This is a genomic window from Mesorhizobium sp. (genome assembly GCF_004962245.1).
Taxonomy (GTDB): Bacteria; Pseudomonadota; Alphaproteobacteria; order Rhizobiales; family Rhizobiaceae; genus Mesorhizobium.
This window is the reverse complement of the sequence record NZ_SUHQ01000067.1, coordinates 1-9989: the sequence shown is the minus strand read 5'-3', so window position 1 is coordinate 9989 and position 9989 is coordinate 1. Positions and strand designations below refer to the sequence as shown.

11 protein-coding genes are annotated in these 9989 nt (G+C 63.3%); 10 read left to right on the top strand and 1 reads right to left on the bottom strand.

Annotated elements, in window-relative coordinates:
* From E5X88_RS32995 to E5X88_RS32950, 10 genes are all read left to right on the top strand, one after another.
* On the top strand, positions 1-334 hold a 334-nt coding region (locus E5X88_RS32995; protein WP_292168407.1), incomplete at its 5' end, for a hypothetical protein.
* An 89-nt stretch (positions 335-423) separates the two neighbouring features.
* Positions 424-1920, top strand: a complete 1497-nt coding sequence (locus E5X88_RS32990; RefSeq protein ID WP_292168412.1) for an ABC transporter substrate-binding protein — start codon at positions 424-426, stop codon at positions 1918-1920.
* Positions 1921-2031: 111 nt separating this feature from the next.
* Positions 2032-2973, top strand: a complete 942-nt coding sequence (locus E5X88_RS32985; RefSeq protein WP_292168405.1) for an ABC transporter permease — start codon at positions 2032-2034, stop codon at positions 2971-2973.
* Positions 2973-3836 (top strand): ABC transporter permease, encoded by an 864-nt coding sequence (locus E5X88_RS32980; protein ID WP_292168404.1) that lies wholly within the window; start codon positions 2973-2975, stop codon positions 3834-3836. Before E5X88_RS32985 ends, E5X88_RS32980 begins: the two co-directional genes overlap by 1 nt.
* Positions 3836-5059, top strand: a complete 1224-nt coding sequence (locus tag E5X88_RS32975) for an amidohydrolase/deacetylase family metallohydrolase (RefSeq protein ID WP_292168402.1) — start codon at positions 3836-3838, stop codon at positions 5057-5059. Before E5X88_RS32980 ends, E5X88_RS32975 begins: the two co-directional genes overlap by 1 nt.
* Positions 5056-6075: an ABC transporter ATP-binding protein gene (locus tag E5X88_RS32970; RefSeq protein WP_292168401.1), complete on the top strand. Its 1020-nt coding sequence runs from the start codon at positions 5056-5058 to the stop codon at positions 6073-6075. Before E5X88_RS32975 ends, E5X88_RS32970 begins: the two co-directional genes overlap by 4 nt.
* Positions 6076-6080: 5 nt before the next feature.
* Positions 6081-7061 carry an ABC transporter ATP-binding protein gene (locus tag E5X88_RS32965; protein ID WP_292168410.1) on the top strand — a complete coding sequence of 327 codons (981 nt, stop codon included), beginning with the start codon at positions 6081-6083 and terminating at the stop codon, positions 7059-7061.
* A 13-nt stretch (positions 7062-7074) separates the two neighbouring features.
* On the top strand, positions 7075-7566 hold the full coding sequence (locus E5X88_RS32960) for a RidA family protein (RefSeq protein ID WP_292168399.1): 492 nt from the start codon (positions 7075-7077) through the stop codon (positions 7564-7566).
* A 30-nt stretch (positions 7567-7596) separates the two neighbouring features.
* The gene (locus tag E5X88_RS32955; protein ID WP_292168397.1) at positions 7597-8796 is read left to right on the top strand and encodes an aminotransferase class V-fold PLP-dependent enzyme; all 1200 of its coding nucleotides are present in this window, start codon (positions 7597-7599) and stop codon (positions 8794-8796) included.
* 64 nt (positions 8797-8860) lie between these two features.
* Positions 8861-9682, top strand: a complete 822-nt coding sequence (locus E5X88_RS32950; protein WP_292168396.1) for an IclR family transcriptional regulator — start codon at positions 8861-8863, stop codon at positions 9680-9682.
* A 53-nt stretch (positions 9683-9735) separates the two neighbouring features.
* On the opposite strand, the gene E5X88_RS32945 is transcribed toward E5X88_RS32950, so the two are convergent.
* Positions 9736-9989: UTRA domain-containing protein (locus E5X88_RS32945; protein WP_292168394.1), on the bottom strand; the 254-nt coding region annotated here is incomplete at its 5' end.

Below are 9989 nucleotides of genomic sequence, written 5' to 3'. Positions count from 1 at the left end.
TCTCGACGATGACGACCTCGGCCCTGTGGCGTCCGCCGCGCGCGGCGATCTCGCCGGCGATGTTCCTGATTTCGATCAGGGCATGCGCAGGTTAGGATCGCGGGACAGGGCGTCTAGGTCGACGATGGTCGCATCGGTCACCTCGGCCACAAGATCCGCACGCGCCGCATTGCGGTCGGCGACGAGGATCAGTCTCTCGCCGGGCCGCGACAGGATGAGCGCAGCCAGCCCGCCGATCGGGCGCAAGACCGTTGGCGACGCGCCCATCATTGCGACGTTGGCGGCAGGAAAAGGCTTGACGTTATCTGGTCCGGATGCGTTACTTGATCCGTAACTAAGATATAAATTCCATTAATATGGAATACAGCGAAGGGAACCAAGATGAAGCGCTTCCTGCAAATCGTCGCTTCGCTCGCCGCGCTGATGCTGCCGGCGGCGGGCGCTGCGTGTGCCGAGCCCGCGAAAGGTGGGGTGATCGATGTGGCGACAATTGGAGAACCGCCGACGCTCGATCCGATGGCCTCGACCGCCGACCTGGTTGGCATCGTCACGCAGCACATCTACGAGACGCTCTACACCTTCGACAAGGATTGGGGCATCACATCGCTGCTGGCCGCCGACATGCCGCAGATTTCGCCGGACGGCCTCGCCTACACCATCCCGCTCAGAACCGGTATAAAATTCCAAGACGGCAGCGACATGAACTCGGCCGACGTGGTCGCCTCGTTGCAGCGCTGGATGAAAATTGCCACGCGCGGCAAGCAAGCAGCCGAAGTCATTGCCGCAATCGATCCCGTTGACGACCACACAGTCAAGATCACCCTGAAAAAGCCGTTCGCGCCGCTGTTGTCGCTGCTGTCGCTGAATAATGCTGCCGCGATCATAATTCCCTCGGAAAACGTCGGTCAGGAGCCGCTGACCAGCTTCGTCGGAACTGGCCCCTACACGTTGAAGGACCGCAAGCCCGACCAATACATCCAGCTTGCCCGGTTCGACGGCTACAAATCGCGCGACGGGGAACCCAACGGCTATGGTGGCGCCAGGAAGCAGTATCTCGACGAAATCCGCTTCGTGCCGGTTCCCGATGCGAACACCCGCGTCGAAGGCGCAGTCGCCGGCCAGTTCGCCTATGTTGACTCGCTGCCGGTCGAGTCCTTTGACAAGATCTCGGGTGGCAAGACCCAGCCGGTTATCCTGAAGCCGTTCGGCTGGCCGGTGTTCGTCTTGAACACCAAGCAGGGGTTGAATTCCGACATTCGCATCCGCAAGGCGATACAAGCGGCGCTGGCGCCGAACGACATGCTGCTGGCTGCCTTCGGATCGAAAGACTTCTTCGCTGTCGAAGGCGACATGTATCCGGAAGGTTTTGCCTGGCATACAGACGTCGGTACGGAAGCCTACAAGCCAGATGGCGACACCGGAGCCGCTGCGGCGCTGCTAAAGGAAGCCGGCTATGACGGCAAGCCGTTGCGTATCCTCACGAGCCGCCAGTACGAGTTTCATTACAAGATGGCGCAGGTCGCGGCCGAGTATCTCAAGGCCGCCGGCTTCCAGGTCCAACTCGACGTGGTCGAGTGGGCGACGCTGACCAAGAATCGCACCGACCCGGCGCTGTGGGACATCTACATCACCCACAGCCCGTTCCTGCCCGAGCCGTCGCTGACCGGCATCATGTCGGATGCCTCGCCAGGCTGGTGGGTTTCGGACCGCAAGCACCAGGTGCTTGAGGCCTTCAACGCCGAATCCGATCCGGCCAAGCGCGTCGCGCTGTTCGCAGATGTCCAGAAGGCGATCTACGACGAGGTCCCCGCCTTCAAGGTCGGCGACTTCAACGCCTTGGCCGCCCAGGCGTCGAAGCTGAAAGGCGTGACGCCGGCGCCATGGCCCTATTTCTGGAACGCCTATCTGGAAGGCAACTGAGGCGGCTCCTCCCGCCTGTCGCCTCAGGCGGGGACGTACTGCCGGGTGCCAGCCGACAAGCCGGCGCCCGGCAAACCGATCGATAATTGCTCAGGGATGGTATGAACGCTGATGCTGCGCTCGATCCTCAACAGACTTCTCGGCATGATGGTCGTCATGACACTGGTCGTGACGATTGTGTTCGTCATAGTGCGGGTGACCCCCGGCGATCCGGCGGCGGTCATGCTGGGGCCAGAGGCAACGGCCGCCGATATCGCTGCGCTGCGGTCCAAGCTCGGGCTCGACGGCTCGATCCTCGAACAGTTCGGACGTTATGTTTTCGATATCGCCCAAGGCGATTTCGGCCAGTCGATCTTCCTCGGCGAGCCGGTCACCACCGCGCTTGCCCAGCGCGCCGAACCGACCTTCTTCCTGACCGTCTTCGCCCTGATGATCGCGACGCTCATCGCGCTGCCGGTCGGAATACTGTCGGCCTACAAGCGCGGCTCGATCTTCGACCAAGCAGCGACGACCATCGCTATGTTCGCGGCCAGCGTGCCGAGCTTCTGGCTCGGCCTCTTGTTCATCCAATTCTTCGCCGTGAAGCTCGGTTGGTTCGACACGTCCGGCTATGGCGGACCGGGAGCTTCGTTTGCCGACCGGCTTGACCATCTGGTGCTGCCGGCGCTGGCGCTCGGCCTCGTAAGCTCGGCACTGATCACCCGCTTTACCCGTGCCTCGATGCTCGACGTGCTTAATGACGACTATGTACGGACCGCCCGGTCCAAAGGCATGAGCGAATGGCGCGTTGTCCTCAAGCACGCCTTCAAGAATGCGCTGATCCCCATCATCACCGTGATTGGCCTGACCGCGGCACTGCTGATTTCCGGGGCGGTGGTGACCGAGACCGTATTCGGATTGCCAGGCGTTGGCAGCTTGGTCGTCTCGGCCGTTTTGCGGCGCGACTATCCGGTCATCCAAGGCGCGCTGCTGGTCATCGCCGGGCTTTATGTCTTGGTCAATTTCGCCATCGACATGCTCTATCTGGCCGTCGATCCCAGGGTGCGCTACTGATGACTGCGATCTCGGTGCCGCTTCAGGCAGAGCCTAATATCCTTTCGCGACTGATAACCCGGCCGACGGCGGCGGTGGGTGTCGCCGTGCTGGTGGTTATCGTGCTCGCCGCCATCCTCGCACCAGCCATCGCCCCCTACGCTCCGACCAAGCTCTCCATTGCCAGCCGGCTGCATCCGCCGAGCCTCGATCACCTGTTCGGCACCGACGATCTCGGGCGCGATATCTTGACCCGCATGCTCTACGCCGCGCGCACCTCGCTGAGCGTCGGCTTCGCCGTCGTCATTTTTTCGTCGATTATCGGCATCGTTTTGGGACTGACTTCCGGCTTCTTCAAAAAGCTCGACGCGCCGGTGTCGCGGTTGATCGACGCCATGATGGCCTTTCCCGACATACTGCTCGCAATCGCGCTTGTGGCGGCACTTGGCGCCACCGCCGTCAATGTCGTCGTCGCCCTCGGCATCGTCTACGCGCCGCGGCTTGCCCGCGTCGTGCGCGCTTCGACGCTGGTCATTCGCGAACTCCCCTATGTCGAGGCGGCCCGCGCACTCGGGGTGCCGACGCCGGTTATCCTGGTGCGGCACGTGCTGCGCAACGTCACCTCGCCGCTGCTGGTGCAAGGCACATTCATCTTCGCCAATGCCATCCTTGCCGAGGCCGGCCTCTCTTTCCTCGGCGTCGGCATCTCGCCCGATATCCCGACCTGGGGCACCATGATCGCCACCGGCCGTCAATACATGGATCAGGCCGGCTGGATCATGATGTTTCCGGGCGCGGCCATCGTCATCACCGTGCTGTCGCTGCAGCTTGTCGGCGACGGCCTGCGCGATCTTCTCGATCCTCGTCTGGCAAAGGGCATCTGATGTTCGCCAATCGCTTTTCCAAAACCGAAAGACCACTGCTGATCAAGGGCGCAAAGCCGGTCGGCTTCGGCGGCGGATTTGGCCAGACCATCGACGTCCTGATCGACAGGGACGGCCGCATCGCCGAAACCGGTTCGACGATCACCACCGGTGACGATGTGGAGATAGTCGAGGCGAACGGTGCGTTCCTGTCTCCCGGCTGGACCGACCTCCATGTCCATGTCTGGTATGGCGGGACCGACATTTCGCTGCGGCCGCAGCAATGCGGCGCCGCCCGCGGCGTTACAACGATGGTCGATGCCGGCTCGGCCGGTGAAGCCAATTTCCACGGCTTTCGCGAGTTCATCATGGAGCCGGCGCGGGAGAATATATATGCGTTCCTGAATATTGGCTCGATTGGCCTGGTCGCCTGCAATCGCGTCAGTGAGTTGATCGACATGCGCTCGATCGACATCGACCGCACCATTGCCACCGTCGAGGCCAACCGCGACGTCATCGTCGGACTGAAAGTGCGCGCCAGCCACGTCATTACCGGCGGCTGGGACCTGACACCGGTTCGGCTGGCCAAGAAGCTCTGCCGCATCCTCAAGCTGCCGCTGATGGTGCATGTCGGCGAGCCGCCGCCACTTTATGACGACGTTCTCGGCCTGCTGACCGAAGGCGACATCGTCACCCATTGCTTCAATGGCAAGGCCGGCGGCTCGATCATCGAGGACGACGATCTTTACCGCCTCGCCGAGGATGCAGCGCAGCGCGGCATTGTGCTCGATGTCGGCCATGGCGGCGCCTCCTTCTCCTTCGATGTCGCCAAGGCGGCGCTCGGGCGCGGTCTGCCACCAAAGACGATCTCGACCGATCTGCACAACCGCTCGCTCGATGGCGCAGTGTGGGATATGGCCACAACCATGTCGAAGCTGCTGTCGCTCGGCATGGCATTCGAGGATGTTGTGGCAGCTTCGACGACGGCGCCGCGCCGCGCCATCCAATTGCGCTCGGACGGGCTGCTGGAAAAGGGCAGGCCAGCGGAATTCACTCTCTTCGACCTCGTCGACCACGACCTCACTGTGAAGGATTCGCAAGGGGCGACTAGCACGCTGCACCGGTTGTTCGAGCCGCGCCACGCCATCCTCGGCGCCGAGGCGATCGTTGCCCACCGCCACGTGCCGCCGGAAGGTTCTGCGGGCAGTGTACACGTCTGTCCGCATTGCGGGTGGAAATCATGACCGGCGCGATCGCCAGCGACGTCATCCTGTCGGTCCGGGATTTGCGAACCTGGTTTCAGACCCGCCGCCTTACCGCAAAGGCGGTCGATGGCGTCACCTTCGACTTGAAGCGTGGCGCAACGCTGGCCGTGGTTGGCGAATCCGGTTCCGGCAAATCAGTGACCAGCCTGTCGATCATGGGCCTGCTGTCCCGGCCCGGAAGGATCGCCAGTGGCAGGATCTTGTTCCGCGACCGGCAGCAGCACGTCCATGACCTCGCCGGATTGACCCAGAAGGAATTCCGCAAGATACGCGGCCGGGAAATCGCGATGATCTTCCAGGAGCCGATGACGAGCCTCAACCCGCTCTACACGGTCGGCGACCAGATCGGCGAGATGATCGTGCTGCACGAGCCGGTCAGCCGGCAGGAAGCGCGCAACCGTGCGCTCGCTATGCTCAAGCACGTCGAGATTCCGGACGCCGTCTCGCGGCTCGACGACTATCCGCACCAGATGTCCGGCGGCATGCGCCAGCGCGTGATGATTGCCATGGCACTCGCTTGCAATCCGTCGCTGCTGATCGCCGACGAGCCGACCACGGCGCTCGACGTCACCATCCAGGCGCAGATCCTGGATCTTCTGCGCCGCCTGCAGGTCGAAATGGGCATGTCGATCCTTTTCATTACCCACAATCTCGGTGTCGTCGCCGAGATCGCCCATGAGGTCGTCGTCATGTATGGCGGCCGCGTCGTCGAGCAGGCACCAGTTAACGATCTGTTCGCGCATCAACGCCATCCCTACACGAGGGGGCTGCTGGCCTGCACGCCCAATGCCGCGCGCGACATCGGTGGCGATGGCGAACGCCGGGCGCTCTACTCCATTCCCGGCAGCGTGCCCCCGATCACAGCGCTGCCGCCGGGTTGTGCCTTCGAGCCGCGCTGTGACTTCGCCATTGCGCCTTGTCGCGTGGCGCCGCCGCCCTTGACGCCGGCCGGGCCGCGAGGCGCTTCCCGTTGCATCCGGAGCGCGGAGCTGTGAGCGCCGTGTTGCCCGACAGTGCCAAGGCAGCACCACTGCTCAGCGTGCAGGGTCTGACGAAGCATTTTCCCGCCCGCAATGGCCGCATCGTCCATGCTGTTGAGAATGTCAGCTTCGACGTCAGACGCGGCTCGACCGTTGGGCTGGTCGGTGAGTCTGGCTCCGGCAAGACCACCGCCGGGCGCGCCATCCTCAGACTGGTCGAGCCGACCGGAGGCAAGGCGCTGTTCGACGGCGTTGACATCTTTTCGCTGTCCGCACGCGAGATGCGCAAATACAGGCAAAAGCTGCAGATCGTGTTCCAGGACCCATTCTCAAGTCTCAACCCGCGCATGCGCATTGCCGCCATCATCGGCGAGGCGCTCGATGCACGCGGCTTTCCGCGAGGCAAGCGCCGTGCCGACAGGGTCGCCGAATTGCTAACGCTGGTCGGCCTGTCGCCCGATCACGCCTCGCGCTATCCGCACGAATTCTCCGGCGGTCAGCGCCAGCGCATCGGCATTGCGCGCGCGCTCGCCGTCGAGCCGGAATTCATCGTCGCCGACGAGCCGGTCTCGGCGCTCGACGTGTCGGTCCAGGCGCAGGTGCTCAATCTGCTCGGTGAGTTGCAAAAGCGGCTCGGCCTGACGCTCCTGTTCATCGCGCACGATCTCTCGGTGGTCGAATACCTCTGCGACGAAGTGGTGGTAATGTATCTCGGCCGCGTCATGGAGCGTGGCCCGAGCCGTCTCCTCTACGCCGCGCCGCGACATCCCTACACCAAGGCGTTGCTGGCGACTGCACCGGCGCCCGACCCGACCCGCCGACGCACCCACGTCGCCTTGCACGGCGACATTCCAAGCCCGATAGACCCGCCTTCCGGCTGCGTCTTTCGCACCCGCTGTCCGGAGGCGATTGCCGCCTGCGCAGGGATCATCCCGCCTCTCGACCATGTCGGCGACGGGCATCATGTGGCCTGCATCCGGCACAACGAAAGAACGATTTGACTGGAGTTTGCATATGACTTTTTCCGAACTCAAGACGCGTCCGGAAAGCACGCCCTACGACCGGCTTACTGGGCTTGGAATAACGCTGCCAGAGGCACCGCAGCCGATCGCCAACTTTGTCACACATGTGCAGGAGGGCAAGCTGCTGTTCCTGTCCGGCCAAGGGCCCTACGAGGCCGACGGCCGCTACTACACCGGCAAGGTCGGCGCTGACGTGACGGTCGATCAGGCCTATGCCCATGCGCGGCTGACTGGCATCAACCTCATTGCCGTCATGCACGCAGCGCTCGGCGATCTGCGCCGCGTGCGGCGCGTGGTCAAGCTGTTCGGCATGGTCAACGCCACGCCGGATTTCGCCGATCATCCCGCGGTCATCAACGGCTGCTCGGACCTGCTCATCGATGTTTTCGGCGAACGCGGCACCCACGCCCGCTCTGCGGTCGGCCACGGTTCGCTGCCGGGAAGGATCAGCGTCGAGATCGAAGCCGTCATTGCCATCGATTGATCAGATTACGAACAGCTGGAGCACAAGACCATGCCTGTCGACGATATCCGTAGCCACTTGGGCCTTAGGCCCGTCATCAATGTTTCGGGCACGATGACCTCGCTCGGCGCCTCCATTGTCGTTCCCGCGGCTGTCGAGGCAGTGTCCGGCATTCTCACCGAATTTGTCGAAATCGCCGATCTGCATCGCAAGGCCAGCACCGTGATCGCCGAGTTGACGGGCGCGGAGGCAGGTTTCATCACCGCTTCCTGTTCAGCCGCAATCAGCCTGGCGGTAGCGGCTAGCATGACCGGCCCCGACCTCGCCGCGATCGAACAGCTGCCGGATGCTACCGGCCTCAAAGACGAGGTCGTCATCCAGTCCGGCCACATGGTCAGCTATGGCGCGCCGATCGAACAGGCGATCCGTCTCGCCGGCGCCAAGGTCGTGCCGATCGGCCAGGCAACCAGCGCCTCGGCCTATCAACTCGCCGGCGCCATCACGGCGCACACTGCTGCCGCAGTCTATGTCGTATCGCATCATGTCGTGGAGTACGGGCAAATCCCGCTGAAGATCTTCGTTGAAGGCGCCCACGCACGGGGCGTCCCGGTCATCGTCGACGCGGCGTCCGAATATGACCTGACGGGCCTCCTTGCGAGCGGGGCCGATCTGGTGCTGTATTCGGGTCACAAATTCCTGGGCGGCCCGACATCCGGTATCGTCGCAGGCTCGAAGGCGCGGGTGCGCGACGTCTATTTGCAGAACCGCGGCATCGGGCGCGGCATGAAGGTTGGGAAGGAAGGCATCGTTGGCGCGCTCGCTGCTCTCCAGGCCTGGAAAACGCGGGACCATGACGGCATTCGCAAACGGGAACGCCGAGCACTCGACTGCTGGGTGGAAGCACTCGAGGGGCGGCCCGGCGTTACCGTCGCCATCGTACCCGACCCGACCGGCAATCCGCTCGATCGCTTGAAGGTGTCGGTCGATGCGGCCGAGGCCCGCATCACGGCCTGGGACCTGGCCGACCGGCTGGCCACCGGCAGCCGGCCGGTGATCGTCCGCGATCACGAAGTCGAGCACGGCTATTTCTTCCTCGACCCGTGTAACTTGCATCCCGACCAAGAATTCGTCGTAGCGACTCGGCTTGCCGAGGAACTCGATGGCGCACGCCTGTCGAATGCGATCATCGCCACACCACTGGCCGAGCGTCTCATGGCCCGCGAGGCTGCGATCCTCAACTGGCCGGATTGAGAGGGGCTGTGGCAAATGCCTTTGCTGCCTTACAGTGCACGCGAAAATCAATGCTGGGAATGCCATGCCAACGACAGCGACCGACCTGGACCTGAATCCCGCCGAAGGTGCGCGAGAACCCCGCCGCTCGCGCACCAGCGGTATCGATCGCGCTCTCCAAATACTCGACTATCTGCAAAAGCAGGGGCGGCCAGCCACCGCATATGAGATTGCGCATGACATCGGCGCGCCACTGTCGACCATCTACGTCATCGTCGACGATCTCGTCGAGAAGGAACTGCTGGACCGCAAGGACGGCGGCCTGCTTTGGCTCGGCCCGCGGCTCTACCAGTACGGGCTGACTTATGCTCGCACGCTGGACCTGCTCAACGTCGCCACGCAGGAGATGCACGAGTTGGCGCAGAGTTCAAAAGAGACAATCCAGCTATGCGGACGTGACGGTGACCATATGGTCGTTCTTGCCATGGAAGAGGGCAAAGATCATTTTCAGGTCACCTCTCGCGTCGGTACCCGCACACCCCTGAACTGGACCGCGTCGGGCCGGCTGCTCGTCGGCCACTTGCCGGAAGCCGAACGCCGCGCCATTTTCGCCCGATCTGCGATCGCCTCTCCCACCGGACGCGCCGAGACCGACAAGGATGTGCTCGCACGAGCGGCCGCGGCGGCGCTGGAGCAGGGTTTGTCGATCCAGGCCGGCGAATCGGACTTCTCCGTTGCCTGCATTGCGGCTCCCATTCGTGACAACCAAGGGGCCTGTCGTGCGACGATCTCGATCGTTGTCCCTGACGTGAAGCTGAAGCAGGAGAATCCCGATTTGATTGCGATGGTCAAGACAAGTGCCCGCCGCATCGAGTCGCGACTCGGGTGGCGTGCCGACCGGCCATGACGACCATGCCCAACTCACGATGATCATCTGGTGGATTGTCCACTATGTGTTGCTCATACGGCGGGCGAGGGCGCGTAGCGGCTGCCCAGCGAATAGCGGCTGCCGACATAGGTGAGCTTGTTAACGGTGGCGACAATCGCGCCCGACCAGGTCCGCCGATGCAGGAGCAGGCAGGGGTCGCCGGGCCGGATCATCAAGCGGCGGGCGGCCATTTCGTCGGCGGCGACGGCCGAGATCACGTGCTCCACTTCTGTCAGCGGCGTCGCCCGCTGCAGATAGTCGTAGGTGGTGGTCGCAACGAAATCTT

Excerpts from the sequence above, each read along its gene's own strand:
- E5X88_RS32990 (WP_292168412.1), top strand. The coding sequence starts at position 424 with ATGCTGCCGGCGGCGGGCGCTGCGTGTGCCGAGCCCGCGAAAGGTGGG.
- E5X88_RS32985 (WP_292168405.1), top strand. The coding sequence starts at position 2,032 with ATGCTGCGCTCGATCCTCAACAGACTTCTCGGCATGATGGTCGTCATG.
- E5X88_RS32980 (WP_292168404.1), top strand. The coding sequence starts at position 2,973 with ATGACTGCGATCTCGGTGCCGCTTCAGGCAGAGCCTAATATCCTTTCG.
- E5X88_RS32975 (WP_292168402.1), top strand. The coding sequence starts at position 3,836 with ATGTTCGCCAATCGCTTTTCCAAAACCGAAAGACCACTGCTGATCAAG.
- E5X88_RS32970 (WP_292168401.1), top strand. The coding sequence starts at position 5,056 with ATGACCGGCGCGATCGCCAGCGACGTCATCCTGTCGGTCCGGGATTTG.
- E5X88_RS32960 (WP_292168399.1), top strand. The coding sequence starts at position 7,075 with ATGACTTTTTCCGAACTCAAGACGCGTCCGGAAAGCACGCCCTACGAC.
- E5X88_RS32955 (WP_292168397.1), top strand. The coding sequence starts at position 7,597 with ATGCCTGTCGACGATATCCGTAGCCACTTGGGCCTTAGGCCCGTCATC.
- E5X88_RS32950 (WP_292168396.1), top strand. The coding sequence starts at position 8,861 with ATGCCAACGACAGCGACCGACCTGGACCTGAATCCCGCCGAAGGTGCG.